The organism is Meridianimaribacter sp. CL38 (assembly GCF_004328055.1).
GTDB classification, from domain to species: Bacteria; Bacteroidota; Bacteroidia; order Flavobacteriales; family Flavobacteriaceae; genus Gaetbulibacter_B; species Gaetbulibacter_B jejuensis.
In genome coordinates this window covers 1-15,786 of the sequence record NZ_QKWS01000004.1, presented here as the reverse complement: position 1 = coordinate 15,786, position 15,786 = coordinate 1, and the positions used below count along the sequence as shown (strand labels likewise).

The window sequence follows — 15,786 nt, the reverse complement described above, 5'->3', positions numbered from 1 at the left end:
TCTTATTGACCTAAACTAAAATCAATTTTAACCCAGCCTATTTGTGTAGCTGGTGCTTTAGAATCTGCTTTCCATCTATGAGACAATGCAGTTTCTTTAGCAGCTTGATACAAACAAGCATCGCCTGTTGTTCCTCTTTTTCCTGGAATAGCTTTAATTACTTTACCTGAACGGTCAACATGAATTTCGACCACAACTCTTCCTTCTTCTTGACAATCTGGAATCACTTTATTATACGTCGCCGAACCTCTACCATTTAAACCGTATCCTTTTCCTCCATTACCACTTCCTGGGTCTCCAAAATAGCTAGGTGCATAAGGGTTACCATCTAGCTGTCCTTTATCTCCTCCGCTATTATCTGGTCCTTCGCCACCTGTTTGAGTGCCTTCGGAGTTACTTACACCACCTATTAAAGCATCAAGCTCCTTTTTCTTTTTCTCTTCTTCAAGTCTCTTTTTTTCTTCAGCTTGTCGTTTCTCACGCTCAACACGTTCAGCTTCTGCCTTAGCTTTTGCTTCGGCTTCTTTTTGCTTTCTTATTGCAATAGCTTCAGGAGACTCTTGGGTAAGTACATCTTCTGTTTTAGCAGAAGACGAAGTAGTTTCCTGAGGTTGCGTTTCTTCTACTTTTGGTTGTTCAACAACTTCCCTTGGTTGCGATTTTACAGGTTCAGTTGGCTGGATATTTCCGCTACCAACTTCTGAATTTCCAAAATTAACAGCTACACCATATTCTTCTGGTGGATCCATATATGAATGACCAACAACAAACAGCAGCAAAATCAAAATCACCACAATTAAAGTTGTGATTTTTGCCGAATTACGTTCGTGTATGGTTTCAAAATACTTCATTAATTAGGTTTAACCGCCAAAATTACTTTAAACTTATTTCTATTAGCTATATCCATTACTTTTACCACATTATCTACTGGAACAGATTTTTCTGCTCTAAGCACAATAGTAGGTTGATCTTGTCCTGAAAGTGCTGATAGTAATTGATTTTCCAATACACTTTCTCCAACTAATTTTTGGTCTATATAATATCTTAAGTCTTTAGTGATACTAACAGCAACCGATTTTTTATTCTCGGTTTTTCCACTAGCCTTAGGCAATAGGATATCAATAGCATTTGTAGTCACTAAAGTAGAGGCCAACATAAAGAATATCAATAACAGAAATACGATATCTGTCATTGAAGACATGTTGAATTCTGGTGTAACTTTATTTCTTCCTCTAATATTCATTAAATAGGCTCGTTTAAGTGGTCTAAAAACTCTAGCGAATTGGCTTCCATTTGGTAAACAACTTTATCAGTTCTTACCACTAAATGGTTATAAGCGATGTAACCAACAATACCTACAATAAGTCCTGCAACTGTGGTGGTCATTGCTGTATATAATCCATCTGCTAGAAGTTTAATATCAATTTGACCTCCTGAATTAGCAATTTCAAATATTGATAAAATCATTCCAATTACTGTACCAAGAAATCCAATCATTGGAGCTGCACCTGAAATTGTAGCCAAAATACTTACGTTTTTTTCTAGATTATAAACCTCTAAACGTCCTGCATTTTCGATAGCTGTATTAATATCTTCCAATGGTTTTCCAATTCTGGTAATTCCTTTATTAATTAATCTAGAAACTGGAGAGTTTACTTGAGCACAAAGCATCTGTGCCGAATCAATTTTACCATTGGAAACATGGTCTTTAATTTGATTCATAAAATTGGAATCTATTTTTGAAGCTGCTTTGATAGCAAAAAGCCTTTCAAAATAAATATAAATAGCAACAACTAAGAGTACAAATAATATACCTATAATTAGCATTCCTGCTGTACCACCACTAAAAATCAATTCAATGATAGAAAGCGTTTTTTCAACAGATTCTCCATCAGTTAAAACCTCAGCTTCTTCAGGAGTAGTTTGTAATAACATATTTAGCATAAAGTGTTAATTTTTTTTATAACGTTAATTTTCTACCTAAAGTATAAATTAAAATATAGTTCTTGTAAACATAAACGCAATTGCACCTACTAAAAACCCAACAAGCGCTAACCAAGATATTTTCTTTAAGTACCAGAAAAAGTCAATTTTTTCCATTCCCATTGCTACTACACCAGCAGCCGAACCAATAATTAACATGCTTCCTCCTGTTCCTGCCGAATAAGCAATAAAGTGCCATAATTCGTTATCGATAGGCTCAGAGAACATACCCAAACTTGCGGCAACAAGCGGCACGTTATCAATAATTGCAGATCCAACCCCTAATAATAAAACTACTAAATCGGAAACGCCTTCATGGTGTAACTCAGTTCCCATCATAGGCATTTTGTCTTGTAGTGTGGTTGCAAAACCAAATAGGATACCTAAAGATTCTAATGCTGCAACAGCCATTAATATACCTAAGAAAAATAAGATACTTGGCATCTCAATTCTAGATAATGAATGATGTACTGGACTGTGGTGCCCTTGATAATCTGCTCCTTCAGCATCTGCATGAGATAATGCAAATTTTGAGTTACTATAAATCTCAGCAAAAATAGCAACAACACCTAAAGCTAACATCATTCCTACATATGGAGGCAAGTGTGTTACCGTTTTAAAAATTGGCACTGATACAATACCTCCTAAACCTAAATACAACATTGTTGAACTAAATTTACTCTTAGGCTTGTCTTCTTTTTCGTCTTCATTTTCTAAATTTCCTTTAAAAGCAGGTAAAAACGAAGCAATAAATGTTGGCACCAACATACAAAGTAGAGATGGTACAAAAAGATATACAAATAAGTGACCAGTAGACACTTTCTTAGCAATCCATAACATTGTTGTGGTTACATCTCCAATTGGAGACCAAGCTCCACCAGCGTTTGCTGCGATTATTATTAAACCAGCATACCATATCCTAACATCTTTATCTTGAATAAGTTTTTGAAGTATAGATATTAATACAATTGTAGCAGTTAAGTTATCTATAATTGCTGAAAGGAAAAATGCTAAAAACGCAAAGATCCAAAGCAATCGTTTTTTACTTTTTGTTTTTATAAATCCTTTGATAGTTGAAAATCCATCAAAATAATCAATGATTTCAACAATAGTCATTGCACCTAGTAAGAACACAAGAATTTCGGCTGTTTTACCTAAATGATGTAAGAGCGTTTCTTCCATCATATGCATTTTGTCTTCGTGCTCTAATAATCCAAAATTATCTAGAAGAGCGTGTTTTCCTGAGTCGAACCATTGTGTGAAATTATCGATACCTAAAGCTATCAAAGCCCAACTTATAGCCATCATGACCAAAGCAGGAATAAGTTTATCGATTTTTAAATTGTGTTCTAGTGTAATAGCTAAATAACCTACTACAAATACTAATACAATTAGTGTTTCCATATTAAGTGTTATGTTATATAAGTTGACTTAAAGCAATCTCAAAAGCTGTTGCGCTTATACCAGTTTTTGATTTGTTGTTTTTATGTACGTTTTCTAATGCTTGTTTTATACGGTTTGAGGTATCATTAAAAATGGCTTCGTCAGTCATTTGAACTTTGCGCTCCATAAAATAAGCAAAAACTCTTGCCATACCGCAATTTGAAATAAAATCTGGAATAAGACTTACTTTATTATCTGTATATTCCATAATTGGTCCAAAAAATATCTCCTTATCTGCAAATGGTACATTTGCGCCACAAGAAATTACTTCAAGACCTGTATTAATCATATTATCTATTTGCTCTTTAGTAATTAATCGAGAGGCAGCACATGGTGCAAAAATCTCGGTTTCTAAAGCCCAAATCTTTTCATTCATTTCATCGAAAGGAATCAAATGATCGCTCACTAAAGTATTTCCAGACTTATTAGAATATAGCTGAGTAATTTCATCAAAAGTAAAACCTTCTTCTTTTATTAATCCACCTACTCTGTCAATAATCCCTACTACTTTAGCTCCCATTTGTGCTAAATAAAAAGCTGCAGCAGCACCAACGTTACCAAAACCTTGAACAATGGCACGCTTGCCAACAACTGAATCTTGGTGGATATCATAAAAATGACGAACAGCCTCAGCAACACCATAACCTGTAATCATATCAGCAACAGTATATTTTCTTGTTACATTAGGTGAGTATTTTGGGTTTTCAATAACCTTAATAACACCATGCCTTAACTGTCCTATTCTATTAATTTTATCGGCTTGTGTTGGTCTAAAATGACCTTCAAAAACACCTTCTTGAGGATGCCATACACCACTTTCTTCAGTGATTGGGATAACCTCATGTATTTCATCAACATTTAGGTCTCCTCCTGTACCATAATAACTTTTTAGTAATGGCGAAACGGCTTTATACCAACGTTCTAAAACGCCTTTTTTTCTTGGGTCTTGTGGGTCAAAATTAATACCAGACTTAGCACCTCCAATTGCTGGTCCAGAAACGGTAAACTTAACTTCCATAGTTTTTGCAAGCGATAGCACTTCGTTCATATCGAGTCCTTTTCGCATACGTGTTCCTCCACCAGCTGCTCCTCCTCTTAAGGAGTTTATTACTGTCCAGCCTTCAGCTTCGGTTTCTGGGTCTTTCCAATTAAAAATAATTTCAGGGTCTTTGTCTTCGTACTTTTGAAGTAAATCTTTCATGTAGTTAGTTATTCTTCAACAAATATAAAAAACTAAAAATCCTTAAATATTAATTTTATAATAATTTTATGGATAATAAATCCTACCAGAAGAATGATCTTTTTTGGCTCCTGTTACACTTTTTAAACAATTAACTGCTCCTTTGAGTTTTAAAACTCCTAACAATCCAAAAATTAATGCTTCTTTAAACTCAATAATCTCTTTTGAAGGCAACTCTACACTGTTTTTAGTTTTGGATACAATTAAGTCGAGAAGAAATTTATTGTATGCACCTCCTCCACTTACTAATACTTTTGCATTGTGCTTGTTATTGATTTCTTTTGAAACTTGAATAGCTACATGCTCAGTAAATGTTCTTAAAATTGTTTCTATTGGAAGATTATACGCATCAATTATAGGGAAAATAAGTTGTTTAACCCATTCTAACCCCAAAGACTTTGGGTGACTCTTTGAGTAAAAATCTAAATCATTCAGTTGGTTTAACAACTCTATATGTAATTTTCCTGATTTAGCAATTTGCCCTTCATTATCATAATTAAAGCCTAATGGCTTAACATAGTGATTAAGCACAATATTTACAGGACAAATATCGTAGGCAATTCTTGTATCATCAATTTCAGTTGAAATATTAGCGAATCCGCCAAGGTTTAAGCAAAAGTCATAATCAGAAAACAGCAATTTATCTCCAATAGGCACCAAAGGCGCTCCTTGGCCTCCAAGTTCAACATCTTGCACTCTAAAATCGCATACAACAGTATGCTGTAAAAGTTTTGACATTTTTGGTAAGTTCCCAATTTGGTAAGTCATACCGCTTTGAGGTTGATGCAGTGCTGTATGACCATGAGAACATATAGCATCTACAGTTTCAATATGATGTTTTTTAATAAACAAATTAATAGCCTCTGCTAAATATACAGTGTAATCATCATCGATGTCTTTTAATTCTTGCTTAGAGTTTGAAACTAAATGTTTCAAAGTATTTTCCCAATACTGGGTGTAAGAAACAGTTTCTGTAGTATAAATAGTATAGGTCCATTTTTCATTAAAATTGAACTGTACATATATTAAATCGATACCATCTAATGATGTACCAGACATTACACCTATAACTTTGAATGTTTCTTTTGTCATATATGGTAAAAATAACAATCATTATTGAAAAAATGCTAACAAAAACTTATCTTTGACATCATTTTTTAACAAATCAATAATTTTATCACTACATATGGATTTTAATCTTACAGAAGAACATCTAATGATTCGCGATGCTGCTCGCGATTTTGCTCAAACCGAATTATTACCAGGAGTAATTGAACGTGATGAGAAACAACAATTTCCACAAGAACTTGTTAGAAAAATGGGAGATCTTGGTTTTATGGGAATTATGGTTGACCCTAAATATGGTGGAAGCGGAATGGATGCCATATCTTATGTGCTTATAATGGAAGAGTTATCAAAAATTGATGCTTCTGCTTCGGTTATGGTTTCTGTAAATAACTCATTGGTGTGTTATGGACTTGAAGCTTATGGTAGCGAAGAACAAAAACAAAAGTACCTTACTAAACTTGCCACAGGAGAATTTATTGGTGCATTTTGCTTAAGTGAACCAGAGGCTGGTAGTGATGCAACTTCTCAAAGAACAACTGCTATAGATATGGGAGACCATTACTTATTGAATGGTACTAAAAACTGGATAACAAATGGAGGTCGTAGTGATGTTTATTTAGTGATTGCACAAACTGATAAAGATAAAGGGCATAGAGGTATTAATGCTTTTATAGTTGAAAAAGGTATGCCTGGTTTTGATGTAGGTCCTAAAGAAGATAAACTAGGAATTAGAGGAAGTGACACACATACATTACAGTTTAATGATGTGAAAGTGCCTAAAGAAAATAGAATTGGTGAAGACGGATTTGGTTTTAAATTCGCTATGAAAACTTTATCTGGTGGTAGAATAGGTATTGCGTCTCAAGCTTTAGGTATTGCTTCTGGAGCTTATGAGTTAGCGCTTAAGTATTCTAAAGAACGTAAAGCGTTTGGTACTGAAATTTGCAACCACCAAGCCATTGCTTTTAAATTAGCAGATATGGCTACCGAAATTGAAGCTGCTAGAATGCTTGTAATGAAAGCGGCTTGGGATAAAGACCAAGGGAACAACTATGATATGTCTAGTGCAATGGCAAAATTGTATGCTAGTAAAGTAGCAATGGAACAAACTGTTGAAGCGGTTCAAATTCATGGTGGAAATGGTTTTGTAAAAGAATACCATGTTGAACGATTAATGCGTGATGCCAAAATTACTCAGATATATGAAGGTACTTCTGAAATTCAAAAAATTGTAATTTCGAGAGGTGTTATAAAAGGATAAATTATTTATAATATATATTTTAGAAAAGGCTGTTTGAAAAGACAGTCTTTTTTGTTTTTATTATTTCACCTGCGATTCTTCCTTTTTCTTACAAAGAAAAAACTTAGTAAGCTACCTACTATTTTTTTAGCTTCCAATATTTAACAATACAAGTAAAACTACTTTATGTTACATATATTGCATATTGTGTTACAATAGTTATATCATTTAGTGTCAAGCATATATAATTTTATGCCGTATAAACAAAACACTAATTATTTATGAAAACACAATTAACTATTTATGCATTGCTTATTTCGTTTTTTTCATTAGCTCAAGTAGGTATTAATACTGACACTCCAAATCAAGCTTTGGATGTAAATGGAAAAATAAAGATTGGAAATGACGGTACAACTCCTACCGAAGGTACTGTTCGTTATAGTGCAACTGGTGACTTTGAAGGTTATACTGCTAATGGCTGGACAAGCCTAACAACATCTGAAAATAATATTTTCCCAAACCAAGGGACTGCTGTTTATGGATATAGTTTTGCTATTTCCCCTGGGTCATTTAACCAACTTATATCTATTGAAAGGTTTGATGATCTTTCAAGTTTAACTTCTATTCCAAATGATAAGTTCTTATTAGTAACTTCAATAGTAATTGAGCCTAATGGTTTGAATGCTTCTGGAAAGTTCGAAGCAACAATAGGAAGAGCTCCTGGTGGATTTATAAGTCAATATAGTGCAATACGGCTCAATGGAGAACCTAAAAGCAGAATTTACCAAGACCCTTATGGTATATTGATGGTTGTTAGAGGTGGAGAAGTATTGAGAATATCAAATGAAACATCTTCAGACTTTTCGATAAATGTAAAAATTAGGGGCTTTTTAGTTGACTCATTATAGCTTATTATTTCAAAAATATTCAAAACAAAAAAATGAAGATATTATTAACCATATTACTATCATCAATATATCTAAATGCATTAGGGCAGAAAGGTCTTTATGTTAACTCAGGAGCTTATCTTTTTAATGATAATACTAGTATTACTATTAAAAATGGAAGCTTTGTTAATGACAACAATGTAGTTTTAAATGGAGGTTCAATATTAATGCAAGGTTTGGATGGCAACTCTTACAGTTTAGAGTTCAACAACCCAAATACAATTAATAATTTAGAGTTATATGGTACGTCAACTTTTTCCCTTTCGGGAGCAATAATTGTAAACAGCGAGCTTAAATTTAATGATATGGCAAATCTTCATCTTAATACTGATAGCCATATAATACTTTCTTCAAATGCTAAAATAATGGGAGAATCTAACTCAAACGCTATTACTGGCGAAAATGATACTTATATTACAACAACAAGAAATCATACTGCAGGAGAAACCAACACATTTGGGAATATTGGCTTAGAGGTTTTTAATGGAACAGAGTCTATGGGAACCACTGAAATTTTTAGAAGGTATGGTAGTATAAATATTGATAGCAATACTGCTGTAAACCGATATTATGAAATTAATCCTACAATCAATACTAATTTAGAGTTAGATGTTTATTTCTATTTATTAGATGTAGACCTTAATGGACTAGAAAGATCAAATTTAGCGGCTTTTAGAAGCACAGACAATGGTAATACATTTACTAATGAAGGCGGAACAGCTGGAGAATCATATCATTCTTTAACAAATATTAATGCTTTTTCATTATGGGCATTTGCAGATTCAGCTGTATTGAATCTAGGAAATGCTGGCAACCCAATTGAAACTATTCAAATATTTCCAAACCCAAGTAACAGTTTAGTTACAATAAAAAATATTAAAATTATAGATGTTATTTCAATTGAATTAACCAACCCTCTAGGACAAAAGTTTAACATAGAATTGTTAAATGAAAATTCGTTTTATGTTCACGACCTTTCTGAAGGGATATATCTGTTAAACATTAAATCAAAAACAGGAAACACAACAAAGAAATTGATTGTAAAAAAATAAAAAACTTACAACCCATAAAAACCAATCAAAAGTTGATGGGCTTTTATAGAATAATATAAATATCTAAAACCAAGCAAATTTCATTATATTAGTAAAGTTAATAGCATAAAATCTCCCCTAAAAAAATTAATCTATACAGTAGTTTATGACGTTATGGAGATACAAAACAGTTGACAATTTCATTGTTATTTTTCTAACAATGTTATCTGCACTTTTTTGTAGCGGTCAAGAAACTATAACTGAAAAACCATTTTCTTTCAATACCTTAACCATTAATGATGGTTTATCGCAAAATAGTGTTATAAGTATTGCCCAAGATAGTATAGGTTATTTGTGGTTGGCTACACAAGATGGTTTAAATAAATATAACGGTAAAAGCTTTAAACACTACGACAAGCAATTTGAAGACATTACAAGACCAAATTTTAGCAAACTTGGTAAAATTTATATCGATAAGCAAAACCGATTATGGGTTATCACTAACTCAGGAAAGCTAGAACTTTACAATCCAAAAACTGATACTTTTAAGCATTTAGAACATTTTAATAATGTTAGTTCAATCATTCAGGATAAAGCACTAAACACTTATATAGGAACCTACGGTAAAGGGCTCTTCAAAATTGATACTACAACTAAAGATACACTACAAGTTTTAAATAATCAGGACAAACTCAGAACCATTTATGAGTTTATAGAAACTGATACTGCTATAATAGTTGCTACTTCAGGAGCTGTATTTCAATTTAATGGCAATACGTACAATGAGGTTAATGTTGAATCGCACACTAACGCGAACTTTAGTGCGCTTACAAAAGATAAAGACAACAATATATGGCTAGGAACATTTGGTCAAGGGCTTTACTTTAAAGAAAATAACAAGACAGCTTTTATAAAATATCAACATTCACAATTACCAAATGACCTTAATATTGAAGACTTACTTATAGACAGTAAAAACAGGTTATGGATTGCGACTTATGGCAATGGCGCTTATCTACTTAATCTTGAAAATAATACTATTACGAACTTTAAAGCAGACAAAAACAACCCTTTTGCCATACATTATAATGACATCTTATGTTTATACGAAGACGCTACAGGAGTGATATGGCTAGGTTCTGACGGAACTGGAGCAAGCTATTATGATGCTCACCTCATAAAATTCAATGTGCTCACAAATAATCAAGTTCCTAAAAATGTAAATGTAGATGTGGTTAGAAGCATAAGTACTGATGTAAATAATAATTTATGGATAGGTACATCTGGTAAAGGGCTTACACATATCAACTTTGATAATTATGAATATAAAACATATACCATTAACAACTCTTCAATAGCTAGTGATAGAATAATAAGTTTACTCTACAACAACAATAAATTGTGGATAGGTCACCAAGGATTTGGTTTAAATATCAGAACTGACTCTGGAGACTATTATTCATTCCCTGAAATTTCAAATCTTACAATCTGGAGAATTATAAAAGAGAACGATAATCAAAGTTGGTTGTGTACCGAACGTAATGGTATTATTTTATTCGATATAGATAAAGGTATAGTTAAGCAATTCAATACTGATAATTCTACCCTATCAACAAATGACATTAAAACAGCTATAAAAGGCAATGAGCACACACTTTGGATTGGTACTGATGATAAAGGGTTGTATAATTTAAATTTAGAGACTAATGAAATAACCAATATCAAATCCTTAAATGACAAAATAAAATCATTGCATTATGACAATGAAATTTTATGGATTGGCACAAATGGTAAAGGTTTAAAAAAGTATAATACTATAAACGGATTATTAGATGTTTACACCAAAGTTGATGGTTTACCAAACAATGTGATTTACGGTATACTACCAGATAAAGAGAACAACTTATGGTTGAGCACTAATTATGGTATAAGTAAATTAAACATTAAGGATACTATTTTTGAAAACTACAGCAACTATGATGGTTTACAGGCTTTAGAATTTAACACTGGAGCTTACTATAAAGACGAAAACGAAAACTTATATTTTGGAGGACTTGAAGGCCTCAATTGGTTTAACCCTAACCAACTTACATTTAACCCAATTAAACCAAAAACCATTATTTCTAAGTTTGAGATTTTCACTGAAGGTTATCCTTTAAAACAAAACTCAACCTTTAAATTCAATCAAAATACTGTAACCTTTACTTTTTCTAGTTTACATTTCTCACAACCTGAACGTAACCTTTATAAATATCAACTCGTAAATCATGATGAAAATTGGATTAGTTCAGAAAACAATAATTCAGCACATTACACCAACCTACCTCCTAACGATTATACATTTAAAGTAATATCAAGTAACTATGATGGTGTATGGAATACTACACCTGCTACATTTACTTTCACAATACTACAACCTTGGTATTTAAGCAAGCTAGCTATTGTTTGTTATGCACTACTTTTTTTGATTAGCATGTATTTGTTATACAGGTATTTTAAATGGCGTTGGCACATGAAAATGCAATTACAATTTGAACATAATGAAACCGAGCGCTTAAAAAAATTAGATGAATTTAAAACCAGGATTTACACCAATATATCTCATGAGTTTCGAACACCATTAACACTTATTTCTGGTCCAATCGAAAAACAATTATCTAAGTCTAACCTAACAGAAGATGATAAGAAAGAACTCTCTTTAGTTCAAAACAACTCTAAACGATTGTTAAACCTAGTCAACCAATTACTAGACCTATCTAAGTTAGAATCAGGAAACTTAAAACTCTCTGTTTCTAAAGGAAATATTACAGCATTCCTCAAACAAATAGCAGCTTCTTTTGAATATAAAGCTAAAGACAAAAACATACATTTTTCACATAAAATTCAATCAATTCCTGAAGCTTGGTTTGATAAAGATGTTATCGAAAAAATCACCACCAATTTACTTTCTAACGCAGTAAAATATGCTCCAGTAAACGGTCAAATTCACTTTGCTGCAATCGAAAAAAACGGTCAAATTATTATCACAATTATTAATAACGGAAATACCATTTCTAGTAAAGAGTTAAGCAAACTATTTCAAAGGTATTACCAAAACAATAAAAATGCTGATGGTGTAGGCATTGGACTTTCGTTAGTGAAAGAATTAGCTATTTTATCACATGGAAATATTGTAGCGCACACTATGAATACAGATGATATTCAATTTACTGTAACTTTACCTATTGAGCGTTCTTTTTATAATATTTCCGAAATAAACGAAGACACTAAAACAGTTGTTAATGATGAGCTTGATACAGTCTTAGAAACTCCAGTAACTTCTGAAGAACAAGCTATTAATAATTCTAAAGACAAACCTATTTTATTAATAGTTGAAGACGATAAAGATATAAGAGAATTTATAAGTTCAATTTTTAAAAATGACTATGACATTAAAGAAGCTCCTAATGGTGAAAGTGGCATTAAAAAAGCCATAAAATACATTCCTGATATTATCATTAGCGATATAATGATGCCTAAAATTGATGGTATTGAACTTTGTAATACTTTAAAAAAAGACGAAAAAACAAGTCATATTCCTATAATTTTACTCACAGCTAAAAGTGGTGACGAAAATGAAATAAAAGGATTAGAAACTGGAGCAGACGATTATATTGTAAAGCCCTTTAATAGTAACAAACTTAAAATACGTGTTGAAAAGCTTATAGAACTAAGACAAAAACTACAGTCAAGATATAGCGCTCATTTTGAACTCAGCAGTATAAGTACAACTCCTGTTGATCAGCAATTTTTAACTAAACTAAAAACTATACTCAACGATTATATTACCGACTCGTCATTTAACTCTAATGATTTATCTAAAAAAATGGCTATGAGTAGGATGCAACTACACAGAAAACTAAAAGCTATAACAGGATTTTCAACAACCGAGTTTATCCGCAACGAACGCTTAAAGCTAGCGGTTAACCTTTTAAAAGACTCTGACTTAAACATTTCTGAAATCGCATATCAAGTCGGTTTCAATACACCTTCCTATTTTATAAAATGCTTTAAAGACGTTTATAAGTCTACTCCTTCAGAATTCACTTCAAATCAATAAATACCAACAACTTTACGACATATGTTACATAGTTGATATAGTTTGTTACATAATTGACATCAAACTTTTTATTCTCATCATAACTTTACAAAACAAACAACGCATCCCTTTAATGCATTTTGTTAACCTCTCAATTAATAGCGTCTAACTAAGCACTGTAGTAATGCTAAAAGAAAAACTATTAGACGAAGCTAATAACGACCAGAATATTTATATAAGCATAGACCATTTAAAACATGGCAACTATATCATAAATATAATGTTAAACGATCAAGTTGTTAAATCTGTAAGAATCAATAAAAAAACATCATGAAAACAAAACTCATTTTTATAACATGCGCATTTTTACTTTGCGGAATAAATGCCGAAGCACAGCTTTTAAAAAAACTAAAAAAAAGAGCTGAACAAGCAGCAGAACGTACCATCCTTAATAAAACAGATGAAGTAGTATCTAAAAAAACTGAAAAAACTATTGATGATGCAACTTCAAAAAAAGAAAAATCTGATAAAAAAGAAGATGAAGATACCAGCGAACTCGAAGCATCAAACACAGCTTTAACTAAAAATACTGAAGCTAAAAAAGCATTTTTCAAAGAAGATATTATCATAAAAATGCACGAAAATGGGAACTTAAACCAAACTCAGTTTTTTGATGCCAATGAAGTAGCTGTTAGAATGGAAGATCCAAAACAACCTAAACCTGGTTTCATTGATAGTGAAGGCTATATGTATGTATACAGCGAAGGCGAATACCAAAAAACAGGAATTGTAGCACTTCAAAGTCAAGGTTTGATGGCTCCTACTATGATGATTGAAGCCTATAAACTACCACCTGAACCCTTTATGGCTCAATTTGAAAAACAGCAAGATTTAGGCGTGACTGCTAACCCTTTCAATGGAATTGTAGAGTTTGCATTCATATATAAGCCAGATGATTTTAGGTATGATGATTTTAATGAAACTACCCAAACGTTAAGAGGTAAAACGTATACTAAGTTTGAGTATTTAAACGAACCTGGTTATGAAGGTAGTTACGTTCTTTTTGATGACCAAGACAGATTAGTTGAAATCTACACTAAAACATCAGAAGAAGCTGAACTTATTGATGGCTTTGGTTCACAAGGACAAGCCGGTGAAAGTTTAATGGTATATGATTACAAACCTGTTGAAGTCAAACTGCCTAAAGCTAGAGAAGTCAAAACCGTTGGAGAAGGACTTATGGGAGGCGTTATGGAAAACATTGTTAAAGGAGGAAATACCGGAAACACCAACATAGATGACGATGATTATGATAGCAGTAATAATAAAGGAAGTGTAAAATCGGCAAGAAGATCAATAAAAAATCATAAAGTAACAGTTAATGATTTACCTGAAAGCTATGACTTTAATTGGCAACTTGAAACAGAAATGACATTAAACACAAGAAAGAAAGAGACCATAATGATGGTGTTTTTAATTAATGAAAGTGCATCGTATCAAGCTACAAAAATGACTATGGTGAATAACAAAAATACAGGAACTACAACTATGCTGTTTGACATGGACTTAAGTACAATGGTTATGTTTATGGATGCTCAAGGTACTAGTTTTTTACAAATGTATCCTATACCAGAAGTTAAATCCTCTAAAGAGAGTTTAGACGATTATAACATAAAAAAGTTACCAGCTAAAACCATTATTGGTTATACCTGCGAAGGGATACAATTTGAAGATGACAGGTATATAATGAAAATGTATCACACATTAGATGCAAAAATAAAACTTACAAACTTTTTGAATTTTGGTTCTCAAAAACCATCAGATTTTCCTGATATGGACTCGAGGGTGTTAGATCAATTCTCTAACGGTTTAATTTTAGAAATGGATATCATTGATAAAAAGAAATCTAAAAACAACGTAAACATTATTGCTAAAGCATTAAACCAACAAAAGACATCTATAAAAAAAGCTAATTACAAAACTATGGATTTATTTTCAGGCGCAAGGATGAAAAAAAACTAAGTTTATAAAATTTAAATATGAAAACAATACTTTTAAAAAGACTAATACTAGTTAATATTACTATAGCTGTTATAAGTTCTTGCGGTGAAAATTCAAAACAAGACAACACTTCTACCAAAATTAAAACTGTAAAAAATACCATAAAAACTATTAGTAAAACTGAAAGTTTATTAGAAACAACTTCACTTACAAATGAGGCATTACAAGATTGGTTTCCTAATCAATTAATGAGTTAACAAAAAACTACAACTAGTAATGCCCCAATGTCAACACATGGTATTAATGGAGCAAATGCCAATTATGATGGAAATAATAAAGAAAAAATAAAAATCACATTATATGATTGCTCAGGTGAGAAAGGAGTTTTGCTTTTAAGTCAATACTCGTTCTATAAAAATATGACTGTAGATAACGAAAATGATTACAAAATTGAAAAATCATTTAATAAAAGAGGTATGGAAGGTATTGAAGCCTATGATAAGAACAGACAATATTCTGACATTTCCTTTTTATATAATGATCGGTTTGGTGTAAACATTAAAGTTTATAATATGAATAGAGAATCCGTTTGGGAATCTATAAATAATTTAAAGTTTGATGAATTGCTTAAATAAAAACAATTCTATAAATAAAGCTTTAATTATAAAAAGGATTCTAGCTTTACTTATTTTAGTTCTTAATTGGATAAATAATCACTATTAATTCATTAAGAAAACTCTATAAAACAAAAAAAA

At 31.8% G+C, this 15,786-nt stretch carries 14 protein-coding genes; 8 read left to right on the top strand and 6 right to left on the bottom strand.

Annotated elements, in window-relative coordinates; translation table 11 throughout:
* Positions 1 to 2: 2 nt before the first annotated feature.
* The 6 genes from DMZ43_RS10295 to DMZ43_RS10270 all read right to left on the bottom strand — a co-directional run bounded on the left by DMZ43_RS10295 (position 3) and on the right by DMZ43_RS10270 (position 5,758).
* A complete protein-coding gene (locus DMZ43_RS10295) occupies positions 3 to 851 on the bottom strand; it encodes an energy transducer TonB (RefSeq protein ID WP_129761498.1) in 849 nt (282 codons plus the stop codon).
* Complete coding sequence (locus tag DMZ43_RS10290) at positions 851 to 1,243, bottom strand: biopolymer transporter ExbD (protein ID WP_129761499.1); 393 nt, start codon at positions 1,241 to 1,243, stop codon at positions 851 to 853. The genes DMZ43_RS10295 and DMZ43_RS10290 overlap by 1 nt, the downstream gene beginning before the upstream one ends.
* Positions 1,243 to 1,935 carry a MotA/TolQ/ExbB proton channel family protein gene (locus tag DMZ43_RS10285; RefSeq protein ID WP_131508040.1) on the bottom strand — a complete coding sequence of 231 codons (693 nt, stop codon included), beginning with the start codon at positions 1,933 to 1,935 and terminating at the stop codon, positions 1,243 to 1,245. Before DMZ43_RS10285 ends, DMZ43_RS10290 begins: the two co-directional genes overlap by 1 nt.
* 57 nt (positions 1,936 to 1,992) lie before the next feature.
* The gene (gene nhaD / locus DMZ43_RS10280; RefSeq protein ID WP_129761500.1) at positions 1,993 to 3,387 is read right to left on the bottom strand and encodes a sodium:proton antiporter NhaD; all 1,395 of its coding nucleotides are present in this window, start codon (positions 3,385 to 3,387) and stop codon (positions 1,993 to 1,995) included.
* 13 nt (positions 3,388 to 3,400) lie between these two features.
* Complete coding sequence (locus DMZ43_RS10275) at positions 3,401 to 4,627, bottom strand: Glu/Leu/Phe/Val dehydrogenase dimerization domain-containing protein (RefSeq protein WP_131508038.1); 1,227 nt, start codon at positions 4,625 to 4,627, stop codon at positions 3,401 to 3,403.
* A 66-nt stretch (positions 4,628 to 4,693) separates the two neighbouring features.
* Positions 4,694 to 5,758, bottom strand: a complete 1,065-nt coding sequence (locus DMZ43_RS10270; protein ID WP_131508036.1) for an anhydro-N-acetylmuramic acid kinase — start codon at positions 5,756 to 5,758, stop codon at positions 4,694 to 4,696.
* Positions 5,759 to 5,852: 94 nt separating this feature from the next.
* Here DMZ43_RS10270 and DMZ43_RS10265 point away from each other — a divergent pair, with 94 nt between their 5' ends.
* The 8 genes from DMZ43_RS10265 (at position 5,853) to DMZ43_RS10235 (ending at position 15,666) form a co-directional block, all read left to right on the top strand.
* Positions 5,853 to 6,995 (top strand): acyl-CoA dehydrogenase, encoded by a 1,143-nt coding sequence (locus DMZ43_RS10265; protein ID WP_131508600.1) that lies wholly within the window; start codon positions 5,853 to 5,855, stop codon positions 6,993 to 6,995.
* 260 nt (positions 6,996 to 7,255) lie between these two features.
* On the top strand, positions 7,256 to 7,882 hold the full coding sequence (locus DMZ43_RS10260) for a hypothetical protein (protein WP_131508034.1): 627 nt from the start codon (positions 7,256 to 7,258) through the stop codon (positions 7,880 to 7,882).
* 32 nt (positions 7,883 to 7,914) lie between these two features.
* Positions 7,915 to 8,973, top strand: coding sequence for a T9SS type A sorting domain-containing protein (locus DMZ43_RS10255; protein ID WP_131508032.1), 1,059 nt, complete (start codon positions 7,915 to 7,917; stop codon positions 8,971 to 8,973).
* Positions 8,974 to 9,118: 145 nt separating this feature from the next.
* Entirely contained in the window at positions 9,119 to 13,051 is a 3,933-nt protein-coding gene (locus DMZ43_RS10250) for a hybrid sensor histidine kinase/response regulator transcription factor (protein ID WP_131508030.1), read from the top strand.
* A 163-nt stretch (positions 13,052 to 13,214) separates the two neighbouring features.
* On the top strand, positions 13,215 to 13,364 hold the full coding sequence (locus tag DMZ43_RS15035) for a hypothetical protein (RefSeq protein WP_238155811.1): 150 nt from the start codon (positions 13,215 to 13,217) through the stop codon (positions 13,362 to 13,364).
* Entirely contained in the window at positions 13,361 to 15,052 is a 1,692-nt protein-coding gene (locus DMZ43_RS10245) for a DUF4412 domain-containing protein (protein ID WP_131508029.1), read from the top strand. The genes DMZ43_RS15035 and DMZ43_RS10245 overlap by 4 nt, the downstream gene beginning before the upstream one ends.
* A 17-nt stretch (positions 15,053 to 15,069) precedes the next feature.
* Positions 15,070 to 15,288 carry a hypothetical protein gene (locus tag DMZ43_RS10240; RefSeq protein WP_131508027.1) on the top strand — a complete coding sequence of 73 codons (219 nt, stop codon included), beginning with the start codon at positions 15,070 to 15,072 and terminating at the stop codon, positions 15,286 to 15,288.
* A gap of 27 nt (positions 15,289 to 15,315) precedes the next feature.
* On the top strand, positions 15,316 to 15,666 hold the full coding sequence (locus DMZ43_RS10235) for a hypothetical protein (RefSeq protein ID WP_131508025.1): 351 nt from the start codon (positions 15,316 to 15,318) through the stop codon (positions 15,664 to 15,666).
* Positions 15,667 to 15,786: the final 120 nt, after the last annotated feature.

What these genes read in the sequence shown, in the direction of transcription:
- nhaD (WP_129761500.1), bottom strand. Translation starts at nt 3,387, where the DNA reads ATGGAAACACTAATTGTATTAGTATTTGTAGTAGGTTATTTAGCTATT.
- DMZ43_RS10240 (WP_131508027.1), top strand. Translation starts at nt 15,070, where the DNA reads ATGAAAACAATACTTTTAAAAAGACTAATACTAGTTAATATTACTATA.
- DMZ43_RS10235 (WP_131508025.1), top strand. Translation starts at nt 15,316, where the DNA reads ATGTCAACACATGGTATTAATGGAGCAAATGCCAATTATGATGGAAAT.
- DMZ43_RS10250 (WP_131508030.1), top strand. Translation starts at nt 9,119, where the DNA reads ATGACGTTATGGAGATACAAAACAGTTGACAATTTCATTGTTATTTTT.
- DMZ43_RS10295 (WP_129761498.1), bottom strand. Translation starts at nt 851, where the DNA reads ATGAAGTATTTTGAAACCATACACGAACGTAATTCGGCAAAAATCACA.
- DMZ43_RS10270 (WP_131508036.1), bottom strand. Translation starts at nt 5,758, where the DNA reads ATGACAAAAGAAACATTCAAAGTTATAGGTGTAATGTCTGGTACATCA.
- DMZ43_RS10255 (WP_131508032.1), top strand. Translation starts at nt 7,915, where the DNA reads ATGAAGATATTATTAACCATATTACTATCATCAATATATCTAAATGCA.
- DMZ43_RS10265 (WP_131508600.1), top strand. Translation starts at nt 5,853, where the DNA reads ATGGATTTTAATCTTACAGAAGAACATCTAATGATTCGCGATGCTGCT.
- DMZ43_RS10275 (WP_131508038.1), bottom strand. Translation starts at nt 4,627, where the DNA reads ATGAAAGATTTACTTCAAAAGTACGAAGACAAAGACCCTGAAATTATT.
- DMZ43_RS10260 (WP_131508034.1), top strand. Translation starts at nt 7,256, where the DNA reads ATGAAAACACAATTAACTATTTATGCATTGCTTATTTCGTTTTTTTCA.
- DMZ43_RS15035 (WP_238155811.1), top strand. Translation starts at nt 13,215, where the DNA reads ATGCTAAAAGAAAAACTATTAGACGAAGCTAATAACGACCAGAATATT.
- DMZ43_RS10285 (WP_131508040.1), bottom strand. Translation starts at nt 1,935, where the DNA reads ATGTTATTACAAACTACTCCTGAAGAAGCTGAGGTTTTAACTGATGGA.
- DMZ43_RS10290 (WP_129761499.1), bottom strand. Translation starts at nt 1,243, where the DNA reads ATGAATATTAGAGGAAGAAATAAAGTTACACCAGAATTCAACATGTCT.
- DMZ43_RS10245 (WP_131508029.1), top strand. Translation starts at nt 13,361, where the DNA reads ATGAAAACAAAACTCATTTTTATAACATGCGCATTTTTACTTTGCGGA.